Origin of the sequence: Pseudomonas sp. EA_35y_Pfl2_R111 (assembly GCF_963970955.1) — a bacterium.
Classification (GTDB): domain Bacteria; phylum Pseudomonadota; class Gammaproteobacteria; order Pseudomonadales; family Pseudomonadaceae; genus Aquipseudomonas.
Genome location: NZ_CAXAOM010000001.1, coordinates 879,667 through 902,535, shown reverse-complemented (window position 1 = coordinate 902,535; position 22,869 = coordinate 879,667). Strand labels below are relative to the sequence as shown.

Sequence of the window (22,869 nt, the reverse complement as noted above, 5' to 3'; positions counted from 1 at the left end):
CACTGTTTTCTGGAGAAAGGCCATGAGCCCCGAACTGCCGAATATCGACCCCGAACTGCTCGATCCGCTCAACCAGGAACAGCTGGCCAAGCCGGCCCCGCTGCACAAACCGCGCATTCTGCTGCTGTACGGCTCCAACCGCGCGCGCTCTTACAGCCGCCTGCTGACTGAAGAAGCCGCGCGTTTACTTGAACAGTTCGGTGCCGAAGCACGGATCTTCAATCCCAGCGGCCTGCCGCTGCCGGATGATGCCCCCGAGGATCACCCCAAGGTGCAGGAGCTGCGCGAGCTGGTGCTGTGGAGCGAGGGCATGGTCTGGTGCTCGCCGGAGCGCCATGGCGCGATGACCGGGGTGTTCAAATCGCAGATCGACTGGATTCCCCTGAGCATGGGCGCGGTGCGCCCGACCCAGGGCAAGACCCTGGCGCTGATGCAGGTCAGCGGCGGCTCGCAATCGTTCAATGCGCTGAACCAGATGCGCGTGCTGGGGCGCTGGATGCGCATGTTCACCATCCCCAATCAGTCTTCGGTGGCCAAGGCCTTCCTCGAATTTGACGACGCCGGGCGGATGAAACCTTCGGCCTATTACGACCGCGTGGTCGACGTGATGGAGGAGCTGGTCAAGTTCACCCTGCTGCTGCGCGGCCAAACGGACTACCTGGTGGACCGCTACTCCGAGCGAAAGGAATCGGCCGAGCAGCTGAGCAAACGGGTCAATCAGGCTTCCATTTAATTTTCAGGATCAATCAGCATGTCCCATCCTTTTGATGTTCTCAGCATTCCCCATCGCCCCGGCCGGTTGATCTTCACACCTTGTCCAGGCACCAAGGACAGCAGCATCGACAGCGCCTTGAGTACCCTCAAGCAGGCAGGCGCCGATGCCGTGCTGACCTTGATGCCGACCGCCGAGCTGGCGCAAAACGCCGCCAGCGATTTGCCCGCGCTGTGCGCCGCGCAAGGTTTGCTTTGGCTGCATCTACCAGCGGCTGATGAGCAAGTGCCACAGGCGGATTTCGATGCAGCCTGGCCGGCGGCTATGGCGCAGATGGCTGAGCTGCTGGCGGCCGACAAGGCCGTCGCCATCCACTGCAAAGGCGGCTCCGGGCGCACCGGGCTGATTGCTGCGCGCATCCTGATCGAGCTGGGTATTGCCCGCAGTGAGGCTGTCAGCCTGGTGCAGGCGCTGCGGCCGAAAGCCATCCAGCATCCGGCCCATGCGGGCTGGCTCGCCCAGTTCGGCAACTGAGGTGAGCATGCTCAATACCCTGGGCCTGTTCGCCCTTACGGCGCTGGCCGAGATCATCGGCTGCTATCTGCCGTATCTGTGGCTTAAGCAGGGCAAGAGCATCTGGCTGCTGCTGCCGGCCGCTGTATCGCTGGCGCTGTTCGCCTGGCTGCTGACCCTGCACCCCACCGCCGCCGGGCGCGTGTATGCCGCTTACGGCGGGGTGTATGTGGCGATGGCGATTATCTGGCTGTGGCTGGTGGACGGTATTCGCCCGACCCATTGGGACCTGCTGGGCGCGGCTGTGGCCATGCTCGGTATGGCGATCATTATGTTTGCGCCGCGCAATATTTAATCCGTTCAACGAGAGACTCTGTCCATGGCTATCAAGGTAGGTATCAACGGTTTTGGTCGTATCGGTCGTCTGGCGCTGCGCGCCGCCTGGGGCTGGCCGGAGCTGGAGTTTGTGCAGATCAACGACCCGGCCGGCGACGCCGCGACCCACGCCCATCTGCTGAACTTCGACTCGGTGCACGGCCGCTGGCTGCATGAGGCCGGTAGCGATGGCGACTGTGTATTGATCGATGGCAAGCGGATTCAGGTCACGGCCAACAAGGCCATTGCCGATACCGACTGGAGCGGCTGCGATCTGGTAATTGAGGCCAGCGGCAAGATGAAAACCGTCGCCCTGCTGCAAGGCTATCTGGATCAGGGCGTAAAGCGCGTGGTGGTCTGCGCGCCAGTGAAAGAGCAGGGCGCGCTGAATATCGTCATGGGCGTCAACCAGCAGCTGTTCGATCCGGCGCTGCACCGCATCGTCGCGGCGGCGTCCTGTACCACCAACTGCCTGGCCCCGGTGGTCAAGGTGATCCACGAGAACCTCGGCATCCGCCACGGCTCGATCACCACCATCCACGACCTGACCAATACCCAGAGCATCCTCGATACGCCGCACAAGGACCTGCGCCGGGCCCGCGCCAGCGGCATGAGCCTGATCCCCACCAGCACCGGCTCGGCCACGGCTATTGCCGAGATCTTCCCCGAGCTGCGCGGCAAGCTGAATGGCCACGCGGTGCGTGTACCACTGGCCAACGCCTCGCTGACCGACTGCGTGTTTGAGGTGGAGCGCGCGACCACGGCGGAGGAGGTCAACGCACTGCTCAAGGCTGCGGCCGACGGGCCGCTGGCCGGCATTCTCGGTTATGAGGAACGTCCGCTGGTATCCATCGACTACCGCACCGACCCGCGCTCTTCGATCATCGATGCGCTGTCGACCATGGTAGTTAACGGCACCCAGGTAAAGCTCTACGCCTGGTACGACAACGAATGGGGCTACGCCAACCGCGCGGTTGAACTGGCGCGAATGGTCGGCGCAGCCGATTGACTCGTAGGGTGGATGACGCCTTTTCATCCACCTTGGTTATCTGGTGGATGGATAAAGCGCCATCCACCCTACGGTCTGGTTTGTAGCCCCGTAGGATGGGTTGAACTCGACGATACCCACCAAGCTTCGTAGTACAACAGGAACTCTTGATGCACGCGCTATCCCGCCTAGCCCCCGAAGTGCGCCAATACCTGCTGGTCACCGGCAACTACTGGGCCTTTACCCTTACCGACGGTGCGTTGCGCATGTTGGTGGTGCTGCATTTTTATAGCCTCGGTTACACGCCGCTGCAGATTGCCGCGCTGTTTCTGTTCTATGAGATTTTCGGCGTGGTCACCAATCTGGTCGGCGGTTACCTGGGGGCGCGGTTGGGGCTTAATCGCACCATGAATATCGGCCTGGGCCTGCAGGTGGCGGCCTTGCTGATGCTCACGGTGCCTGCGGCCTGGCTGACGATTCCCTGGGTGATGGGCGCCCAGGCCTTGTCCGGTATCGCCAAAGACCTGAACAAGATGAGCGCGAAAAGCTCGATCAAGCTGCTGGTGCCGGACAGCCAGCAGGGCACGCTGTACCAGTGGGTGGCGATACTGACCGGCTCGAAGAATGCGCTGAAGGGCGTGGGCTTCTTTATGGGCGGTGCGTTGCTGGCGCTGCTCGGTTTTGCCGGCGCAGTGCTGGCCATGGCCGCTGTGCTGGCGCTGATCTGGCTGGCCAGTCTGCTGCTGTTGAAAAAGGATTTGGGCAAGGCGAAAGCCAAGCCGAAGTTTCGCGACATTCTGTCCAAGAGCCAGGCGGTCAATATTCTCTCGGCGGCGCGACTGTTTCTCTTCGGTGCCCGCGATGTGTGGTTTGTCGTGGCGCTGCCGGTCTATCTGTCCAGTGTGTTTGGTTGGGATTTCTGGATGGTCGGCGGCTTTCTCGCCGCCTGGGTGATTGGCTACGGCATGGTGCAGTCCTTCGCCCCGACCATCACCGGCAAGGCCAGCGGTCAGTTGCCGGATGGTCGCGCGGCATTCGCCTGGGCTGCCGTGCTGGCTGGGTTGCCCGCCGCAATTGCTTTGGGTCTGAACAGTGACTTGCCGGCGCAGTGGGTATTGCTCGGCGGGCTGATGCTGTTTGGCGCGCTGTTTGCGGTGAACTCTTCGCTGCACAGCTACCTGATTGTCAGCTACGCCAAGGAAGACGGCGTGTCGCTGGATGTCGGCTTCTATTACATGTCCAACGCCCTCGGCCGGCTTCTCGGCACGCTGCTGTCGGGCTGGGTCTATCAGGCCTATGGCTTGGAAGCCTGCCTGTGGGTGTCCTCGGGCTTTGTGCTGCTAGCGGCGTTGATTTCCATCGGGTTGCCTAGGCATCGACAGGACCCTGTTAGGCCTGCGGATCACGGCTAGATGCATCTAGCCGTGATCCGCTTGTTGGGTTACGTGGCGCGCGGGTATGCAGTTGTTCCTCAGTCCTCGGTTCTGCGCCACTAACCCAACCTACAAAAGCGGCCTTAGCACTTAATAAGCGCAAGTTTGTGCAAGAACGCCAGACCTGATCAGGCGCAGACTCTGATCCATCTACCGGGAGTCTGTTGATGAACCTGTCGCTTTATCTGTTGACCGTACTGATCTGGGGCACCACCTGGATTGCCCTCAAACTGCAGCTGGGCGAGGTGGCGATTGCCGCGTCGATTGCCTATCGCTTCGCCCTGGCTGCCGCTGTGCTGTTCGCTATCCTGCTGCTTAGCGGTCGCCTGCAGAAGCTCGACACACGCGGTCAGCTGATCTGCCTGGTGCAGGGCTTGTGTCTGTTCTGTCTGAATTTTATGTGCTTCTACACCGCCAGCCAGTGGATCCCCAGCGGCCTGGTGGCGGTGATTTTTTCTACCGCGACACTGTGGAATGCGATCAACGCGCGGCTGTTCTTCAAGCAGAAGATCGCCGTCAATGTGCTGGCTGGGGGCGCGCTGGGCCTAGGCGGCCTGGCGTTGTTGTTCTGGCCGGAGCTGGCCGGGCAGGAAGCCAGCCATGAAACCCTCCTGGGTATCGGCCTGGCGCTGGTCGGCACCCTGTGTTTCTCCGCTGGGAATATACTCTCCAGCCTGCAGCAAAAGGCCGGGCTCAAGCCGCTGACCACCAATGCCTGGGGCATGCTGTATGGCGCGCTGATGCTGGTGGCGATCTGTCTGGTCAGCGGCACGCCGTTCGGCTTTGAGTGGAATACCCGTTACGTCGGCACTCTGCTGTACCTGGCGATTCCCGGCTCGGTGATCGGCTTTACCGCTTACCTGACCCTGGTCGGACGCATGGGCCCGGAGCGCGCGGCCTACTGCACCGTGCTGTTCCCGGTGGTGGCGCTGAATATCTCGGTGTTTGCCGAGGGCTATCAATGGACGGCTCCGGCGTTGTTCGGCCTGGTGCTGGTGATGCTCGGTAACGTGCTGGTGTTCCGTAAACCTAAGGCGTTGCCGACAACGGTTGCACTGGCCGCAAAGGGTTAACGCGACCGCTGCCATGCAGGTCTGGATTAAGGCGTGGTGAGCGTCAGAAAGGCCTGCTCGATCTGGCCGACACTGGTGGGCCGGACCAGGCGCGCGACTTCCTGGCCGTCGTGAAAGAAGATCAGCGTTGGCCACAATTTGACCTTGAACGAGCGACCGAGACGACGGCCGCTGCCATCCTCGATTTTAAGGTGGCGTACCTGTGGATGGCCGGCGAATACCTCGGCGAGCAAGGGTTGCGCCGCTTGGCAATGGCCGCACCAAGGTGTGCCGAACTCAATCAGGGTGGGTCCGGGCAGCGCGTCGAGTGCATCCCGGGTGGGTTCGTTGGCAAGGTACTCAGTGTTCATGCTCATGGCGACCTCCTGGTTAACGGTATTCGCTCAAGGTTTTACGCCCCACGCATGGGCGAGGGCGCCCTGGTCGCCATACAGCGGATCGGTTTGCGGCATTGCCACTCGGGCGATGCGCTCCAGCGAGGCGTCGAGGTTGCTGGCGTCGGCGCGCTGAATATCGTACTGCTCCTGGCCCGCGGGGTACGCACCCACTACCAGAAAGTCGGCACTTTGTTCGATACGACAATGCCCGGTGCCGGCCGGCAGAATCACCAGATCACCGGCCTGCAGGTGTACCGCCTGGCCTTGTTCGCCACCTAGCATAACCTCGGCGCTACCCGCTGCGACGCCCAGTGCTTCATGGGCGTTGGAATGGTAGTGGTGATAATCGAAGATGCCGTCGCGCCATTGTGGCGGCCATTGATTGGCCTCGAAGGCTCGCTCGAACGCGGCTGTCAGATCGCCATTGAGGTCGACCTGACGATAGATCAGCACCGGCAGCGGGCTATTGGGAATCACGCCATCGCTGTCGAATAACAATTGTTGTGGCTGTTTTGTTTGCAATGTAGCGGGTCTGCTCATGGGGCTTTCTCTGGAGTGACTTGTCGGCTGCTGGTTCGCTGGCCGCAGTTCGGTCCTTAACGTTCGGAAAAGAAGCGACTGGACAAAGTTCCTCCGAGATGGCGAACCCATGCATCGGGACGCCAGACTTGTGACCAGCCGATTTGCTGAACGCGCATGCGATGCCGGTGGTCCACCACTAGGCAAGCCCACAAACCTCTTGGAGAAACCGAGATGAGAAAACTCAAATTCCCGATGCTGGTTTTGGCGATACTGGTTTCCCAGGCCGCATTGGCAGACGACGGCGGCATGACCCTCGAGCAGCAGCGTGACCAAATCGGCGACAACATGGTGCGCGAGCGCAATGGTCTACCCGCAGTCGACAACACTGTGAACGGCCAGGCAACCCAACAGCAGAACAGTAACCAGCAGCAGAACAATGCCCCGGGTGTGAATAACAACGCCCAGCAACCGGGGGCAGTAAACAACCCGAGCAATACCCCGGGTGCTCCTGTACCCGGCACAGGTCAGCCGACCACTGCACCAGGCACACCGGCCGCAGGGCAGGGTCAATCGACCACTGCGCCGGGTACGCCGACCACTGGACAGGGCCAATCGACTACTGCGCCGGGTACGCCGACCACTGGACAGGGTCAATCGACTACTGCGCCGGGTACGCCGACCACTGGACAGGGCCAATCGACTACTGCGCCAGGTACGCCAACCACCGGACAAGGCCAGTCGACTACCGCACCCGGTAATTCAACCGGCACTAATACGGGTGAAAACAGCTCTCAGGGAGGGGCATCTGGTGACGCTGCCGGTAGCAGCGGTACGTCCAATACAGGTGGCAATCGGGGCGCTGCTGGCGGCTCAACAGGCGGTGCGGTGGGTGGTGGTAACTAAGCGTTTTCAACAGGGCAAGTCAGTGCGTCATGGCGTGGTTAGCGTCCGCAATCTTCTGCACGCGCGGGCCAGCCAGGGTTAACTCGGCCACTTCCAGGCTGGTTCATCGAGCATGCCCTGACCCTGGATCACGGTTTGCCCTAGCAGTTTTTCCAGGACGATGGCGTTGCATTCGGGGTGCTGTTCCAGGGTGGCGATCAGCCGGCTGGCGTGGGACACCACCCAGACCTGGGTGTGCTGCGAGGCGGCGATGATCAGTCGGCCGAGGGCTGGCAGCAGGTCGGGGTGCAGGCTGGTTTCCGGCTCGTTCAGCACCATCAGCGAGGGTGGCCTTGGGGTGAGCAGGGCGGCGACCAGCAGCAGATAACGTAGGGTGCCATCCGACAGTTCGCTGGCTGATAAGGGCCGCAGCAATCCGTCTTGTTGCAACTCCACGGCAAAGCGTCCTCCAGCCTGTATATCGATGCGTAACCGTGCGCCGGGGAAGGCGTCACTGATTGCCGCATCCAGCGCAGCCGGGTCACCGATTTCGCGAATGGTCTGCAACGCTGCCGCCAGGTCGCGACCGTCGTGGTGCAGTACCGGTGTGCGGGTGCCCAGTTGCGGGAGGCGTGCCGGGGCTTCGGCGTCGCTGCGAAAGTGATCGTAGAAGCGCCAGCGGCGGATATGTTCGCGCAGCTGAAACACTTCCGGGCAGGCCGGGTCATTGCCGATCTGATCGAACAGACTATCGAAGAGCGGCAGGTGCTGGGCCATGACCTGCCAGCTGCGTTCTTCGCGCCTGCGTACCATCGGCCCAGCGCGATCCACCAGCAGCGAGGCGGGGCGATAGCTGGCCCCGGCCCAAATGCATTCGCGCTTGATCTGCGGGTCAAGGGCAAAGGCGGACAGGCTCGGTTCCGGCAATCCGAGGGAAATGGCATAGCTGAAATCATCGCCAGCGAAACCCAGGCGCAGACGCTTGGCCTCCTTGCGCGGGCCGCCTTGCACCGGCACCTCGCCGCTGAGCATGCGTCTGCTGATGGTTTCCGGTCCGGCCCAGAAAGTGGAGTCCAGCCCGCCCTCACGGGCCAGGGCATTGACCACGCCGCCCTGGGCGGTTTCCGCCAGCAGACGCAGGGCGCGATAGAGGTTCGACTTGCCGCTGCCGTTGGCCCCGGTCACCAGATTGAGCCTGCCCAATGGCAGCACCAGGGTGTTGATTGAGCGGTAGTTGGCGACGGCGAGGGTGTGCAGCATGCGATGTCGTCCTGACAGTTGAAGGGGGATTTTAGGTACGCAGCAGGCCTAGAACAAACCCAACTGCCCACCAATCAAGGTCGCGAAGTCGTCATCGACAAACGGCAGGATGGCATCGGCCACCGGCTGTAACTGCCGGGTCAGGTAGTGGTCGTAGTTGGCACCAGTTATAGCAGGACTTTGTGTTGCAGCTCGGCGGCAAAACGGCTGCATAAAAAGGGGCAGAGTTTAGATTTTAAAGCCCCGCACGTGCGGGGCTTATTGCTGCTGAGCGTAATCTTAGAAGCGATAGGCCATGCCCAAGCTAACAGTCTGGGTCTTGAACTCAGCCGAGCCTTTTATGCTGTTACTAACGATAGAGGAAGCCGGGTGAGCGATCACAGTATCAGTGCTCACTTTGCCGAAGTCGGCGTACAGGTATTCACCGCGAATGGTCCAGCTGTTACTTAAGGCGTATTCACCACCTAGGCCGAGCACCCAGCCCCACTTGGTGTCAGTGGTTGAGTCCCGTCCACTTGCTCCGCCTCCGAAGGTGGTATCCGAAAACGCAGTGTCCAGGCGGATTTGGCTCACGGCAGCGCCGCCAGTCACATAGGCCAACCAGCGATCCTCTGCCCAGCCCAGTCGGGCGCGCAGGGTTGCTTGCCAATCGGCCTCAACGGATTGCGTGTAACTGAACCGTGCTGATGGAACCACAATGTAGGGTTCCCCAGAGGTACGAGACTCATCGAAGCTAAGGCTATTAGCGCTGCCCTCGACGCCAACATACAGCTTGCCAAACTGCTTCCCATAGCCGGCAAACAACCCACCAGAAAGATTCCACTGCGACAACTGCCCATCCGCTGCATCTTCAACTTGTGGCTCGGAAGGAGGTTGGAAATAGGAGGTAGGGAAGCCCGAGCTGGTAGAGGCCCGGGTGTCGGTCGAACCTTCAGCGCTCCCCAGGCTGCCCCCGAAGTAGACCCCCGACCAATCGCGAGTAAGCGGCGTCTGTGCGTAGGCCGTACTCATCAGGTTAACCACGCCGAACAAGCCAGCGAGGGCAATGTGTGAGTTGCGCATGGTGATTTTTCCCTCATTGTTCTTAGAGGACCCAGTCAGTAGGTCGGCATTGAGAATATACATTTATGCGGACAGGCCGCCAGAACAGCGGGCCCGATATTTCGTTAGAAGCGCTAAGCCAGTTTTTCGCCTCAGGATTGTCGTGTTGCGATCACTGCGGCGATACCCGGGCTATTGACATACTCAGAACAACCCCAACTGACCACCAATCAAGGTGACAAAGTCATCATCGACAAACGGCAGGATGGCGTCGGCCACCGGCTGTAATTGGCGGGTCAGGTAGTGGTCGTAGTCGATGGCGGCGTTGCGCGCTTCCAGCGGTTGTGGGCCGGCGGTGGTGATCACGTAACTGATCCAGCCGCCGCGTTGGTATTGCAGCGGCCGGCTGTGCGCCGCGTTGTATTCGTCGGCCAGGCGTGCGGCGCGCACATGCGGCGGTACGTTGCGCTCGTAGTCTGTGAGTGTGCGACGCAGGCGCTTGCGGTAGACCAGCAGCTCATCCAGCTCGCCATTCAGGGTGCGTTCGACATAGTCGCGGATATAACCCTGGTAGGGCTGGTTGAGGAAGATGCGCTCATATAGCTCGCGCTGAAACTGCTGAGCCAGCGGCGACCAGTCGCTGCGTACGGTTTCCAGGCCTTTGTAGACCATCTCGTGGCTGCCGTCGGCGCGGCTGATCATCCCTGCATAGCGCTTTTTGCTGCCTTCTTCGGCGCCGCGAATAGTCGGCATCAGAAAGCGGCTGTAGTGGGTTTCGTATTGCAGTTCCAGGGCGCTGCTCAGACCGTATTCGCTCTGTAGATGTTCAGCCCACCAGGCATTGACCTTGGCCACCAGAGCGCGGCCAATCTGCGCTGCATCGGCTTCGTCATGCAGGCGTTGCAGCCAGACGAAGGTGGAGTCGGTGTCGCCATAGATCACCGCGTAGCCTTCGGCCTCGATCAGCGCGCGGGTGCGGGCCATGATCTCGTGGCCGCGCAGGGTGATGGAGGAGGCCAGGCGCGTGTCGAAGAAGCGGCAGCCGCTGGAACCGAGCACGCCGTAGAAGGCGTTCATGATGATCTTCAACGCTTGTGACAGCGGCGCGTTGTGCTCGCGTTTGGCGGCTTCGCGGCCCTGCCACACGCGCTCGACAATCGCTGGCAGGCAATGCTCGCTGCGCGAGAAGCGTGCGCCGCGAAAGCCCGGCACCGAGTGGACGTCATCCGGCTGGCGCAGGCCTTCGATCAGCCCCACCGGGTCGATCAGAAAGCTGCGAATAATCGACGGATACAGGCTCTTGTAGTCGAGCACCAGTACCGACTCGTATAGTCCTGGCTGCGAGTCCATGACAAAACCGCCGGGGCTGGCCTGCGGCGGGTTGTCACCGAGGTTCGGCGCAACAAAACCACGACGGTGCATCAGCGGCATATACAGATGCTCGAAGGCCGCCACCGAGCCGCCGTTACGGTCGGCGGGCAGGCCGGTGACCGTGGCGCGTTCGAGGAGGAAGTCGAGGATCGCCGTCTTGCCGAAGATCCGCGTGACCAGCTCGCAGTCGCGCAGGTTGTAGCGTGCCAGGGCGGGTTTGTCCTCGCGGAACATGCGGTCGATTTCGTCCATGCGTTGGTAGGGCGTGGAGATGTCTTTGCCCTCGCCGAGCAGGGTTTGCGCGACGTTTTCCAGGCTGAACGAGGGGAAGCTCCAGGTCGCCGAGCGCAGTGTTTCGATGCCATCAATAATCAGCCGGCCCGCTGCATCGGCGAAGAAGTGGCCGTTGCCGCTGCCATGCTCGCGCCACTGCATCTCACTGCCATCGCGGCCCAGACGCAGCGGGATGGCCAGGCGACGGGCGTGTTCGTGCAGCACGCGCAGGTCGAACTGCACCAGGTTCCAGCCGATGATCGCGTCCGGGTCGTGCTGCGCCATCCAGTGGTTGAGGCGGTCGAGCAACTGCTCACGGCTGACGCAGTACTCCAGCAGAAAATCCACCGCTGGCGGCTGTTCGGGCGCGCGTCCGAGCATATACACGTTGCGCTGGCCGCAACCTTCGATGGCGATGGAGTACAGCTCGCCGAAGGCATTGGTTTCGATATCCAGCGAGGCCAGCTTGAGGGTGGGGCGGTAGTCGCTACAGGGTTTGATCTGCGCGTCCAGCAGCAGGCCGTTCGCATCGGGCGTGCCGGCGAACAGCACCGGTGCGGTGATAAAGCGCTCCATCAGGTAGCGCTCGGGCGGGCGCACATCGGCCTCGTACACCGTCACGCCAGCGCGGCGTAGGCGTTTGTCGAGGTCAATCAACTGGCGATGCTGCTGGCAATACAGCCCCAGCACCGGGCGCTGCTGAAAGTCCTTGAGCGCCAGCGGGCGCAGCTCAGCGCCGCTTTCGTTGGCCAGTAGCGCCTCGGCCTGTGTGCGCTGCTCGGCCGGGATAAACGCCACCGAGGGTTGCAGCGGCAAGCGGATATGTCGCGGGCCGTGGTCGGTGGCCAGCCAGAACTCCACCTGCGTCCCGGCCGGCGTGTCACGCCAGTGGCGGGTGAGGATAAAGCCCTGTTGTAGATCCACCGTGTTGTTCTCAGGTCGTGTTGAGCGGGCAATTCTACGCGGGCTTTTGTCTGTATGCCTATACAGTGTTGGGGCGACTGCTCAGCGGCCACATATAAAATCTGCTTTAGGGGTAAAATGCTCGGCTTGATTGACTGCCTCGATGCCCACGCCATGTCCCTGCCCAAGCACCACCTCGAACTGCTCAGCCCTGCGCGCGATACCGCCATTGCCAAGGAAGCCATCCTGCATGGGGCCGACGCGGTGTACATCGGTGGCCCCGGCTTTGGCGCGCGGCACAATGCCAGCAACAGCGTGGCGGACATTGCCGATCTGGTGCAGTTTGCCCACCTGTTCCATGCGCGGGTGTTTGTCACCCTCAACACCATCCTGCATGAGGATGAGCTGGAACCGGCGCGGCAGATGATCTGGCAGCTTTACGAGGCCGGTATCGATGCGCTGATCGTGCAGGACATGGGTGTGATGGAGATGGACCTGCCGCCCATCGAGATCCACGCCAGTACCCAGTGCGATATCCGCACCCTGGAGAAAGCCCGTTTTCTCGACAACGCCGGCTTCTCCCAGCTGGTGCTGGCCCGCGAGTTGAACCTGCAAGAGATCAACAACATCTGCCGTAACGTTGATTCAGCGGTGGAGTTCTTTATCCACGGTGCGCTGTGTGTGGCGTTCTCCGGGCAGTGCAATATCTCCCACGCGCAGACCGGGCGCAGCGCCAACCGTGGCGACTGCTCCCAGGCCTGCCGCCTGCCGTACACCCTCAAGGACGATCAGGGCCGCGTGGTGGCGTTTGATAAGCATCTGCTGTCGATGAAGGACAACAACCAGACCGACAACCTGATCCATCTGGTGGATGCTGGTGTGCGCTCGTTCAAGATCGAGGGGCGCTACAAAGACATGAGCTACGTGAAGAACATCACTGCGCACTACCGCCGCGAGTTGGATGTCATTCTTGAACAGCGTCCGCACCTGGCCCGCGCTGCCAGCGGCCGCACCGAGCACTTCTTCACCCCGGACACCGACAAGACCTTCCACCGCGGCAGCACCGATTATTTCGTCAGCGACCGCAAGGTGGACATCGGCGCGTTCGACTCGCCGACCTTTACCGGGCTGGCCGTGGGTTATATCGAAAAAGTGAACAAGCGCGACCTGATCGCCGTCACCGACACACCGCTGTCCAACGGCGATGGCCTTAACGTGCTGATCAAACGTGAAGTGGTAGGTTTTCGCAGCAATATCTGCGAGCTGAAAGGCGAGTTTGAAGACGACGGCGAGAAGCGCTACCGCTACCGCGTCGAGCCCAACGAGATGCCTGAGGCCATGCACCGCGTGCGTCCGCTGCATCCGCTCAATCGCAACCTTGATCACAACTGGCAACAGGCCCTGCAGAAAACCTCGGCCGAGCGCCGTGTCGCGGTTAGCTGGCAAGTGGCATTGCAGGGTGATCAGTTGCAGCTGAGTGTCACCAGCGAAGAGGGCGTGGTGGCTAATGTCAGCCTGACTGGCCCGTTCGCCGCCGCCAAGGATGCCGAACAGTCCCGTGAGCAACTGGCTGACACGCTGAGCAAGCTGGGTACCACGATGTACTACAGCACCGGCGTGCAGATCGACTGCGAGGCCGTGCCGTTTATCCCCGGCTCGCAGCTCAAGGCCCTGCGCCGCGAAGCCATTGAGGCGCTGACCCAGGCGCGCGTTGCGGTACATCCACGTGGCGGGCGCAAGCCGGTCAGCGTGCCGGCGCCGGTGTACCCGGAATCGCACCTGACCTTCCTTGCTAACGTCTACAACGACAAGGCTCGCACCTTCTACAAGCGTTACGGCGTGCAACTGATCGACGCGGCCTACGAGGCCCACGAAGAGGCGGGCGAAGTGCCGGTGATGATCACCAAGCACTGCCTGCGCTTCTCCTTCAACCTGTGCCCAAAACAGGCCAAGGGCGTTAGCGGCGTGCGCACCAAGGTGTCGGACATGCAGCTGATCCATCAGGACGAAGTGCTGACCCTGAAATTCGACTGCAAGCCGTGCGAGATGCACATCATCGGCAAGATGAAAGGCCATATCCTCCATCAGCCACAGCCGGGCAGCGCCCAGACTCAAAGCGGCGCGGTGGGCTATATCACCCCGGAAGATCTGCTTAAGACCATCAAGCGCTAGGCTGATTGGTAATCCTATCGGCTGCGTTGCCCCGTCAGAATCACCAGCGCAATGCCGCCGAGTATAGCCAGGGAGGCCAGCAGCAGGCGCAGGCTGAGGGGCTCGGCGAGCAGGACCACGCCGCCAAGGGCGGCGATCACCGGTACGCTGAGTTGCACGCTGGCGGCGGTACTGGCTTTCAAGGCCGGTAAGGCGCTGTACCAGACGGCATAGCCCAGGCCGGAGGCCAGCGCGCCCGAGGCGATGGCGTAGGCAATTCCGGCCCAGTGCTGCAGGGAGATATCGCCGAGCATCGCGGCGCTGAGGATCAATGCAATCGGCACCGCCCGGAGGAAATTGCCGGCGGTGACTTGCAGCGGATCACCTTTACCTTTGCCGCGTAGCGAGTAGATGCCCCAGGCTATGCCCGCACCCAGCATCAGTGCCGAGGCCAGTGGCGGCGGCGCGGCAAGTCCCGGCAGGAGCAGGCCGACCAGTCCGCCAATCGCCAGCAACAAGCCGCCAAGCTGGGGCACTCGCAGGCGTTCGCCGCGGTACAGGCCGTAACCGATCATGGTGCTTTGCACCGCACCGAACAGCAGCAGGGCGCCGGTGGCGGTCGACAGTTCGAGGTAGGCGAAGGAAAAGCCGGCGGCATAGGCAAACAGGGCCAGCGCCGATAGCCAGTTGCCTTTGCCAATCGCGCTGCCGGTGCGGATGCGTACGATCAGCCAGAGCACTGCGGCTCCGGCAATCAGACGAATGCTGGTAAAGCTGGCGGCATCAATGCTGCCGTCGGCGAGCGCTGCCCGGCACAGCAGGGAGTTGGCGGCGAAGGCGATCAATGCGAGCGCCGTCATGCTGACAAGGCGGATGACCGACATGGGGTGCCCCGGTTGTGGGGCGTTTGCGCAGTTATTCACTGCGCTTGGCAAAGCCCTTGGTGAGAAATAGCCAGGCCATTAGCGGATAGCAAAAGTAGTGCAGGCCAAAGATCAGCAACCCCATTGGGCTAGGGTTGTCCTGCAGCGCCATCATCGCCAATAAACCCAGATAAAGCAGGGCCAGTATGCCGCCGTAGAGGGCGAGCAGACGGCGGCGTTCGCCTTGCAGAGGCGCGCGGCGGTTGCGCCAGGAGAACCACAGGGTCATGCCCGCGGCCACCAATGCGGCGATCAACACCGTGGTAAACAGCCCGCCGAGTTTGACGAAGGTGCGCAGCAGCAGGTTAAGCACGATAACCGCCACCACGCCGCCAAGGGCCAGGCGGGTAACCGCGACGCTGTTGGGGCTTGGCTCGCGCATAAGGCGTGTGCTCCTAAAGGCTGCGGTTTAGGCCGAAGCGTTTTTTCAGTACGGCTTCGAGTAGGCGTTTGGGCACCAGGGCGGCGAGCAGCGGCATGCTACGGCTGCCATTGCCCAGGCGCACCAGGTTGGGCCGGGATTTGCTTTGCACGGCGGCGAGCAGGTTGCGGGCAAAGTGGCTGGCGGGGGTGGGGTTGTCCTGCGAGGCGTTGGCGCGGGCGCGGATGCCGTCGCGGATCGGCCACCAGGGTGAGGCTTCGTCGATCAGCTGTTCGGCCTGCTGGCTGGCATTGGCGCCGAAGCTGGAGGCAATCGCGCCGGGCTGTACTTCCATCACCTCGATGGAGAAGGGCGCCAGCTCCAGGCGCAGGGCATCGGTCAGTGCATGCACGGCGGCTTTGGAGGCGCAGTAGGCGCCGGCAAACGGGGTGACCAGCACGCCGGAGACGCTGCCGATATTCACCACCAGGCCCTTGTTTTGCCGCAGCAGCGGAAACAGCGCGCGGGTTACGCCGATCAGCGAGAACACGTTGGTTTCGAATTGCTTGCGCATGGCTTCAACGCCGCCATCAAGCAGCGGGCCCATGGCGCCGTAGCCGGCATTGTTGATCAGTACGTCGAGGCCGCCGATTTCGGCTTTAAGGCGCTCTGCCAGTTGACCCAGCCCGAGGCCGTCATTGACATCCAGCTGGATAGCGTGGAACCCGGCTTCGCTCAGGGCTGCCAGGTCTTCGGCCTTACGCGCGGTGGCCCAGACCTGATAACCGGCGTGCTGGAACACCTCGGCCAGGGCGCGGCCAATGCCGCTGGAACATCCGGTGATCAATACGTTGGGTTGGCGCATGCACCGCTCCTTATGGTTGTTATGCGGGCTTAATGGGCAAAGCTGCCTTGCAGGCGCTCGGCGCGAAACTCCAGGGTGCTTGCACGGTAGCCGCTGCGTAGCGTTGGCAGCGGCAGGCAGGTTTGCCAGTCGGCACCGGGTTGCAAATCGCCGGGGCCGCTGTAGCGTGGTGTTTCATATAAACGCTCGGCCAGATTAATGCGGTCGCCGGGACGGTATGCGGCGATCTGCCATTGCAGCTTAAGCAGTGCGGCTTCGCTGTCGTTCTTCAAATTCAGGGCTAGCGGGCGATCCGCCGGGCAGCGCTCGGGGGCGTAATCAAGGCGTAATTCGAGGTGGGCCAGATGGCGGTTTTCGCGGCTTTCCTGCCACAGCACCCAGCTGGCGACCAGGCCCAGGCCGATCAGCGCGCCGAGAGAAATCGGCAGTGCCTTGCTCGGGTAGCGGATTAGCAGGATCAGCCAGCTCAGTAGCAGAATTGCGCCGAATAGCATGGTGATAGATGGCCTTGGTCGATAAACAGACGTTCATCCTACACAAGGCCGGGCGGCTGGGTACATGCTTTGGCCCGCCAGCCCCTGCGCAGGGCTGGCGGTTGTGCGTCAGCTCGCCGCGAGGCTGAGGGTGGAGGTTTGGCTGCGCCCGTAGACATCATCCAGGCGCTGGATGTCGTCTTCACCCAGGTAGCTGCCCGATTGCACTTCGATGATTTCCAGGGGGATCTTGCCGGGGTTGCTCAGGCGATGCACCGAGGTCATGGGGATGTAGGTGGATTGGTTTTCGGTGAGCAGGAACACCTTGTCATCGCAGGTCACCTCGGCGGTGCCGGAGACCACGATCCAGTGCTCGGCGCGGTGGTGATGCATCTGCAGGGAAAGGGTGGCGCCGGGATTGACCGTGATGTGTTTGACCTGGAAACGTCCGCCCATGTCCACCGAGTCATAGGAGCCCCACGGGCGATAGACGTGGCAGTGGTTCTGGGTTTCGCTGCGGCCGTTTGCGTCGAGCTGGTTGACCATGGTCTTGACGTCCTGCACACGATCCTTGTGCACGATCATGGTGGCGTCTTTGGTCTCGACCACCACGATGTCCTCCACGCCGATCACCGAGACCAGCTTGCCGTTGCCATGCACCAAGCAGTTATGGCTGTCATGGATCATTACATCGCCGGACAGCACATTGCCGTCCTGGTCCTTGTCATGCACGTCCCAGATCGATGACCAGCTGCCGACATCGTTCCAGCCGGCATCCAATGGCACCACGCAGGCGCGGGTGGTTTTTTCCATCACCGTGTAGTCGATGGAATTATCCGGGCAGCAGGCGAAGGTGGCGGCGTCGATGGTCACCTGGCGACCCTCGATCTGACTGCGTTCTAGCGCCAGCAGGCAGGTGTCATAGATGTCGGCGTCGTGTTTTTTCAGCTCTTCGAGGTAACGGCTGGCGCGGAACAGGAACATGCCGCTGTTCCAGTAGTAATCGCCGCTGGCAACGAACTCGCTGGCACGCGCTTCATCAGGTTTCTCGACGAATTTGGCGACGCGAATAATGCCTTCTGGCAGGGCCGGATCTGCCTCTGACTTGATATAGCCGTAGCCGGTTTCTGGGCGGGTGGCGGGGATGCCGAATAGCACCATTTCACCTTTTTCCGCCGCACTGCTGGCCAACTGCAAGGCCGCCTGGAACGCAGCCTGATCATCCAGCACATGATCGGCAGGAAGGACCAGCAACAGTTCGTCACGGCCTTCGGCAAGCAGCTGCATGGCGGCGATGGCTACTGCTGGCGCCGTGTTGCGGCCAAAGGGCTCAAGCAGAATGGTCTGGGTTTCCAGTTGCTGGGTGCTGAGCTGCTCTTGCACGATAAAGCGGTGTTCCAGGTTGCACACCAGCACCGGCGCCTGCATGCCGGCGAAGCGCAGGCGCTTGATGGTTTGCTGGAACAGCGTGTCGGTGCCGGTAAGGGCGAGAAACTGCTTGGGATACTGTTTGCGCGAGAGTGGCCACAGACGTGAACCGCTCCCGCCGGAAAGAATTACTGGAATCATTGCATGTACTCCTAAAGCACTTTTGGTTGGTTGGGTTGCCGGCTTGTGGCCGGGCTGGCCCTGTTGCCCAGGCTGGTAAGCAGCGCTGGGGGGTACTCCAAAACGTCTACTGCGAAAGACGCTGCTTTGCTGCGCTGGTCATTGCCAGCGCTTGTACTTGTCCGGTGTTCAATCGGTTCTTGCCGGGCGCTTGACCCATACCGGCGAGAGCGCATTGCCGCTGCCTGTGATGTACAGGCACACCACTTCACCGCGGGCCAGGGTGACGGGTTTGAGGTCGCTGACCTTGCGGTCGCCCTCGAACAGCGCCAGGTTGACCTTGACCGGGTTTACTTCGCGCTGGCCGTTGGCATCTGGCGCTACGCCGTCGACCACCGGTTTGCCGTCGGCGGTTTTCAGGCTGAGGGTGCTGTCGGAGAGGTTTTGAACTCGCAGCAGCGCCTTGCGCTTGTTATTGAAAGGTTCCTCGCTCACCAGCTTCGGCGGCTCGCCGACCTGGCTGACCAGGGTGTAAAAATGCTCGGCCTCAAGGTCCACCTGCAGGTTGTTGCTGCCTACCTGGGCGCTGTAACTGCCCGCCGGCAGAAAGCTGAAGTCACTCGAGGCCAGGGGCGCGATATCGTCTAGCTTGGTATTGCCAACGCTGAAGTTGAGCTCGCTGTTGCTGGCGTTAAAACCGCGGATAAACGCCGAGCCTTTGGGCGCGGTTGGCGCGTACAAGCCGCCTTCGCCCGCTGTGGCTGTGAGGCTGGCGAGGCTTAGCACGAGTGTGCAGGCATAAAGCATCCAGTTAGGTGAGGTGGTTCTGTGCATGAGTAGGACTCCCTGTGGGTGATAAAGCGGTAGGTCGTACCGCAGGTATGGCGGCAGGCTTCAGAGCCGGTCGCTAGCGATCAGGTGGCGGTTGCCATCGGGTTGTTTAAGTGCGCTTAGCCACTGCGTATCGAAGGCACTCAGGTCGTTGGCCATGGGCAGGTAGCGCTCGGGGAACTCCCAGATCACCAGCTGCGGTGGGGTATTTTTCAGTTCGTCGCTCTGCAGGAACTTGAGCATCGGAATGATCGGACCTAGACCGTCTTCGGCGTGGTTGCTCAGGTCGCGCTGCAGGTGCTGGCGCAATGCACCGTCGAAATTCCATTTGGGGTTGGCGCTGTAGCTGGTGCCCACCAGCGCCACCGGAATCTCGCTGTCGCTGAACAGGGCGTCGGCGCCCGCGGCCGGTTCAGGCGCACGGGTAACGTGCTTCTGCAGCTGATCCGGCGCCGGCATCAGGTCGGCGAACAGCGGGTCAAGCGGCAGGAAGCGGGTCAGGTCGCCCATGTATGGCGCGCTGCCTTCAGCTTCGGTGACGAACACCTGCGGTTCGCCGTCGAGGGTGGTGGCGCGGTTGACGGTTTCACTCAGCTGACGTGCCACCAGGTCGGCGCCAAGGGGCGTCCAGTGCGTGTCGGTACGCAAAAACACCTGGCCATTGCTCTTGCCCGCCTGCAGGGTGGTCAGCAGGTCGGGTGCGGCGATGCCGGCATTGCGGGCTTCGTCGAGGAAGCGCTGATAGAGGTTTTCGCGAATGCTGCTGAGCCGGTTGTCGCCAACGAACTCGGGATACAGCCGCGATTTCGACGGCACTATCGCGAGCACCAGCAGCACATCACGTTCCGCCAGCTCGTCGCGCACGCCTTTGATCAGCGCCATGTTGTCGTTGAGCTGCTGCTGGCCGTCGGCCACGGCATCGAACTCTTCGTTGGAGTACAGCCATTCGCCTTCGCCGATCAGCACGCCGGGGCGGCCTTCGTTGAACAGCAGATAATCCAGTGCAGCCCAGACATTGGTGCCGATGTTCTTCACCGGAAACTGCTTGTCGTAATGGCTTTCGAAAGTTTTCGCCAGGCCGCCGTCAAGCACGGTGAACTGCTTGGGTGCGTCGTAGCTCAGCACCCCGCGCATGGACCACACGAACAGCAGGAGCAGTACACCGAGGAACAGTGCGACATAGAGTTTGCGTAATGGACGCGTCATGGTCGGCCTACTCAGAATTGGAAATAGAGGAAGGGCGAGTAGCTCTGCGCGGAGAGCTTCAGCACCGACACGCAGAACAGCAGCAACAGCGCACCACGCACCAGGTAGCGAGGAATCGCCACGCTCCAGGTCGGTTGTTGCACCAGCACGCCGCCGCTGCCGACTACCAGGCCAGGCTCGTCACCCGGTACGGCTTTGACGATGCGCGGCTGATCGGTCGCCGGACCGTTGGCACGGGCGTCCGCCGCCTTGTGCCGATAGAACTGGCGCAGACCGCAGAACGCCAGAACCACGTACGCCAGCACCAGGGTGGCGATCTGCAGGTCGGTGATGCTTGCGCGGTTGAGTTCGCTTAGCTGCCATTCGTTGAAGCTGAACATCGCGCTGTACATGCGCCAAGCCACGTCGAGGTTCTCGGCGCGGAAGATCACCCAGCCGAGCATTACCAGGAAGAAGGTGAGCAGCCATTTCAGCGGATTGAGCACCTTGGGCGCGGCGTTCACCCCCAGCGCGCGCTCGATGGCCAGCCAGGTGCCGTGCCAGGCGCCCCAGATCAGGAACGTCCAGTTGGCGCCATGCCAAAAGCCGCCCAGCAGCATGGTCAGAAACAGGTTGCGGTAAGTGTTGAAGGTACCGTTGCGATTACCACCCAGCGGCACGTAGAGGTAGTCGCGCAGCCAGGTCGACAGGCTGATATGCCAGCGCCGCCAGAACTCGGTGATCGACTGGCTGATATAGGGCTGGTTGAAGTTTTCCATAAAGCGGAAGCCCATCATCAGGCCTAGGCCGATGGCCATGTCGCTGTAACCGGAGAAATCGAAGTACAGCTGCGCGGTGTAGGCGATCATGCCTAGCCAGGCATCGCCGGTGCTCGGGTTGCTGAGCGCAAAACAGTGATCAACCAGCGGCGCCAGGCTGTCGGCGATAAATACCTTTTTGACGAAGCCCTGCATAAAGCGCGTCGCGCCTTCGCTGAACTTGTCGAGGCTGTGGGTGCGGTCGGTGAACTGGTCGGCGAGATCCTTGTAGCGCAGCACCGGGCCTGCAATCAGCTGCGGAAACAGGGCGATAAAGGCCGCGAAGTTGATCAGGTTTTCCGTCGGTTTGGTGTCGCCGCGGTAGACATCGATCAGGTAGCTGATCGACTGGAAAATATAGAAGGAGATGCCGATCGGCAGGATCACATGGGTCAGCAGGAACGGCTCCAAGCCGGCCGCCGCCATCACCTTGTTGATATTTTCCATACCGAAGTTGGCGTACTTGAAGTAGCCCAGGGTCGCCAGGTTGCCGGCCACCCCCCATAGCACCCAGCGCTGCGCCGCTTTGCTGCGTACACCTGCGGTATAGATGCGCAGGCCAAAGATGTAATTCCACAGGGTGACGGCAACGAACAGCAGGAGAAAATCCACCCGCCACCAGGCGTAGAAGGCGTAGCTGCCAATCAGAATCAGCAAATTGCGATAGCGATTACTGCTCAAGTAATACAAGCCGAGAAAAATCGGCAGAAACAGGAACAGGAATATGTTGGATGAAAAGACCATCCGTATGTCTCCGTTGAGTAGCACTCTCCGGGGCTCGCAAGCCCCCCTTTCCCCCCGCGCGCGGGAGGCTTGTTTCACCCCGTCCGCGGACGGGTTAACGACGTACTAGCGCTAGGGCGAAATGCTCGCCTGCGCGTGCCAATCAACTGCCTTTGGCGTGTTTGCGCTCGAACACCTGGCTGACGTTGCCGCCGAGGCGAAATGTCTTGAACGGGCCCATGCTCTGCTGCAGCGCCTGGGCGTCGGTCGAGCACGCATAGAGCGCGCAATAGGGCGCGAGCCAGGCGTATTTGTTGGTTTTCTTCAGGTCTTCCATGTCCTGTTTCTCGCCGGTCTTGCTGGCAAATTCGTCTGGGTTATCCACCCCGCGCAGTACACGCTCAGCCAAGCGCTGCAATGCGCCCTGATTTTCCGCACGCAGGTCGACACCGTTGGCCTGGGCGAAGGCGGCGATCATCATCAGTGGCGGCAGGCTGTAGTTGTGGTACGCCAGGGCGCGTTGGCTGCGCTTCAGTTCGTTAGGTAGATAGCCGTCGGCGTCAACCTGGTTGGCGCCTACGCGAAACTGCGCCACTGACCAGTCAAACAGGTCGCGGCGGTTGGTGGCGATGGCGGTGGCCATGACCGACCAGGCGGACCAGTAGCTGTGGTTGTTGATCTTCTTCAGTGGCAGATCGCTCCAGTCATGCACGGTGTTTTCGGCCATCTTGATGAACCAGGCTTCGATTATTTGGCTTTGCTGCGCATAGGCCGCCAGCGGCTGCGAAGTCGAAAACTTCAGACGCAGGTAGGCCGAGGCCAGGCTGCCCAGCGCCCATTTGCGTACCGATTTGCCAGTGTGGTTGTACTCGCCGCTGAGCAACGCGTCGGCCTCTGCCCAGTCGTTCAGCCACTGCAGGGCACATTCGAGCTGCGCAGGTTGACCATCACGCATGTACCGCATGATGAATCGATTGACCCCGCGCTCCATCTCGGTGATGGCCGCGGTTTTGCTGCGAAAGGCCTTTTCCGAGTCGAGATTAAGGGTGGCGCGAGCTTTGCCTGAACCTTCGTACTTGCTGCGAAATACCAGCTTGTCGGTGTAGGGCGGCGGCGTCGCTGGGCAGGCCTTGGCCTGCTTTTCGGTAACCGTTACCGGCGCGTAGTAGCCAGCAGGCGGCACCAGGTCGGTGGCGAGCAGCGCTTGGCTGTACAGCGCGGCACCCAGCAGGCAGGGGACGAATACCCTATGTGGACGTGGTTTCATG

At 61.6% G+C, this 22,869-nt stretch carries 22 protein-coding genes and 1 pseudogene; 8 read left to right on the top strand and 15 right to left on the bottom strand.

Features of this window, described 5'->3' with window-relative positions; translation table 11 throughout:
- Positions 1-22: 22 nt before the first annotated feature.
- From arsH to AACY25_RS04450, 6 genes are all read left to right on the top strand, one after another.
- Positions 23-733: an arsenical resistance protein ArsH gene (gene arsH / locus AACY25_RS04475; RefSeq protein WP_339522769.1), complete on the top strand. Its 711-nt coding sequence runs from the start codon at positions 23-25 to the stop codon at positions 731-733.
- 18 nt (positions 734-751) lie between these two features.
- Entirely contained in the window at positions 752-1,246 is a 495-nt protein-coding gene (locus AACY25_RS04470; protein WP_339522768.1) for a phosphatase domain-containing putative toxin, read from the top strand.
- A 7-nt stretch (positions 1,247-1,253) separates the two neighbouring features.
- Positions 1,254-1,580: a YnfA family protein gene (locus AACY25_RS04465; protein WP_445262114.1), complete on the top strand. Its 327-nt coding sequence runs from the start codon at positions 1,254-1,256 to the stop codon at positions 1,578-1,580.
- A gap of 24 nt (positions 1,581-1,604) precedes the next feature.
- On the top strand, positions 1,605-2,609 hold the full coding sequence (locus AACY25_RS04460) for an ArsJ-associated glyceraldehyde-3-phosphate dehydrogenase (protein WP_339522765.1): 1,005 nt from the start codon (positions 1,605-1,607) through the stop codon (positions 2,607-2,609).
- A gap of 149 nt (positions 2,610-2,758) precedes the next feature.
- Positions 2,759-4,000 (top strand): organoarsenical effux MFS transporter ArsJ, encoded by a 1,242-nt coding sequence (gene arsJ / locus AACY25_RS04455; protein ID WP_339522764.1) that lies wholly within the window; start codon positions 2,759-2,761, stop codon positions 3,998-4,000.
- 188 nt (positions 4,001-4,188) lie between these two features.
- Positions 4,189-5,094: a DMT family transporter gene (locus tag AACY25_RS04450; protein ID WP_339410530.1), complete on the top strand. Its 906-nt coding sequence runs from the start codon at positions 4,189-4,191 to the stop codon at positions 5,092-5,094.
- Positions 5,095-5,120: 26 nt separating this feature from the next.
- Here AACY25_RS04450 and AACY25_RS04445 read toward each other — a convergent pair whose 3' ends face one another.
- Positions 5,121-5,444 carry a thioredoxin family protein gene (locus AACY25_RS04445; RefSeq protein WP_339410594.1) on the bottom strand — a complete coding sequence of 108 codons (324 nt, stop codon included), beginning with the start codon at positions 5,442-5,444 and terminating at the stop codon, positions 5,121-5,123.
- A gap of 33 nt (positions 5,445-5,477) precedes the next feature.
- A complete protein-coding gene (locus tag AACY25_RS04440) occupies positions 5,478-6,011 on the bottom strand; it encodes a cupin domain-containing protein (protein WP_339410529.1) in 534 nt (177 codons plus the stop codon).
- 213 nt (positions 6,012-6,224) lie between these two features.
- Between AACY25_RS04440 and AACY25_RS04435 the strand changes: the two genes are divergently transcribed.
- The gene (locus AACY25_RS04435; protein WP_339410528.1) at positions 6,225-6,896 is read left to right on the top strand and encodes a hypothetical protein; all 672 of its coding nucleotides are present in this window, start codon (positions 6,225-6,227) and stop codon (positions 6,894-6,896) included.
- Between the two features lie 78 nt (positions 6,897-6,974).
- On the opposite strand, the gene AACY25_RS04430 is transcribed toward AACY25_RS04435, so the two are convergent.
- The 4 genes and pseudogenes from AACY25_RS04430 to AACY25_RS04420 form a co-directional block, all read right to left on the bottom strand.
- Positions 6,975-8,135, bottom strand: coding sequence for an AAA family ATPase (locus AACY25_RS04430; protein WP_339410527.1), 1,161 nt, complete (start codon positions 8,133-8,135; stop codon positions 6,975-6,977).
- Between the two features lie 48 nt (positions 8,136-8,183).
- Positions 8,184-8,294, bottom strand: a pseudogene (locus AACY25_RS20895) (hypothetical protein); the annotation flags it as partial.
- Between the two features lie 120 nt (positions 8,295-8,414).
- Positions 8,415-9,260, bottom strand: coding sequence for an outer membrane protein (locus AACY25_RS04425; RefSeq protein WP_339522763.1), 846 nt, complete (start codon positions 9,258-9,260; stop codon positions 8,415-8,417).
- 120 nt (positions 9,261-9,380) lie between these two features.
- The gene (locus tag AACY25_RS04420; RefSeq protein WP_339522762.1) at positions 9,381-11,744 is read right to left on the bottom strand and encodes a DNA polymerase II; all 2,364 of its coding nucleotides are present in this window, start codon (positions 11,742-11,744) and stop codon (positions 9,381-9,383) included.
- Between the two features lie 153 nt (positions 11,745-11,897).
- Here AACY25_RS04420 and AACY25_RS04415 point away from each other — a divergent pair, with 153 nt between their 5' ends.
- Complete coding sequence (locus AACY25_RS04415; protein WP_339523833.1) at positions 11,898-13,895, top strand: peptidase U32 family protein; 1,998 nt, start codon at positions 11,898-11,900, stop codon at positions 13,893-13,895.
- Between the two features lie 14 nt (positions 13,896-13,909).
- On the opposite strand, the gene AACY25_RS04410 is transcribed toward AACY25_RS04415, so the two are convergent.
- The 9 genes from AACY25_RS04410 to AACY25_RS04370 form a co-directional block, all read right to left on the bottom strand.
- Positions 13,910-14,758 (bottom strand): DMT family transporter, encoded by an 849-nt coding sequence (locus tag AACY25_RS04410; RefSeq protein WP_339522761.1) that lies wholly within the window; start codon positions 14,756-14,758, stop codon positions 13,910-13,912.
- Between the two features lie 31 nt (positions 14,759-14,789).
- Entirely contained in the window at positions 14,790-15,179 is a 390-nt protein-coding gene (locus tag AACY25_RS04405) for a hypothetical protein (protein ID WP_339522759.1), read from the bottom strand.
- Between the two features lie 13 nt (positions 15,180-15,192).
- Positions 15,193-16,023 carry an SDR family oxidoreductase gene (locus AACY25_RS04400; RefSeq protein ID WP_339522757.1) on the bottom strand — a complete coding sequence of 277 codons (831 nt, stop codon included), beginning with the start codon at positions 16,021-16,023 and terminating at the stop codon, positions 15,193-15,195.
- A gap of 29 nt (positions 16,024-16,052) precedes the next feature.
- Positions 16,053-16,517, bottom strand: a complete 465-nt coding sequence (locus AACY25_RS04395; protein ID WP_339522756.1) for a multidrug transporter — start codon at positions 16,515-16,517, stop codon at positions 16,053-16,055.
- Positions 16,518-16,625: 108 nt separating this feature from the next.
- Positions 16,626-18,065, bottom strand: coding sequence for a mannose-1-phosphate guanylyltransferase/mannose-6-phosphate isomerase (locus AACY25_RS04390; protein ID WP_339522755.1), 1,440 nt, complete (start codon positions 18,063-18,065; stop codon positions 16,626-16,628).
- Between the two features lie 168 nt (positions 18,066-18,233).
- Positions 18,234-18,878, bottom strand: a complete 645-nt coding sequence (locus AACY25_RS04385; RefSeq protein WP_339522753.1) for an alginate O-acetyltransferase AlgF — start codon at positions 18,876-18,878, stop codon at positions 18,234-18,236.
- Between the two features lie 60 nt (positions 18,879-18,938).
- Positions 18,939-20,081 carry an alginate O-acetyltransferase gene (locus tag AACY25_RS04380; protein ID WP_339522752.1) on the bottom strand — a complete coding sequence of 381 codons (1,143 nt, stop codon included), beginning with the start codon at positions 20,079-20,081 and terminating at the stop codon, positions 18,939-18,941.
- Positions 20,082-20,092: 11 nt separating this feature from the next.
- The gene (locus tag AACY25_RS04375) at positions 20,093-21,622 is read right to left on the bottom strand and encodes an MBOAT family O-acyltransferase (protein WP_339522751.1); all 1,530 of its coding nucleotides are present in this window, start codon (positions 21,620-21,622) and stop codon (positions 20,093-20,095) included.
- A gap of 142 nt (positions 21,623-21,764) precedes the next feature.
- Positions 21,765-22,868 carry a mannuronate-specific alginate lyase gene (locus AACY25_RS04370; protein WP_339410592.1) on the bottom strand — a complete coding sequence of 368 codons (1,104 nt, stop codon included), beginning with the start codon at positions 22,866-22,868 and terminating at the stop codon, positions 21,765-21,767.
- Position 22,869 lies beyond the last annotated feature (1 nt).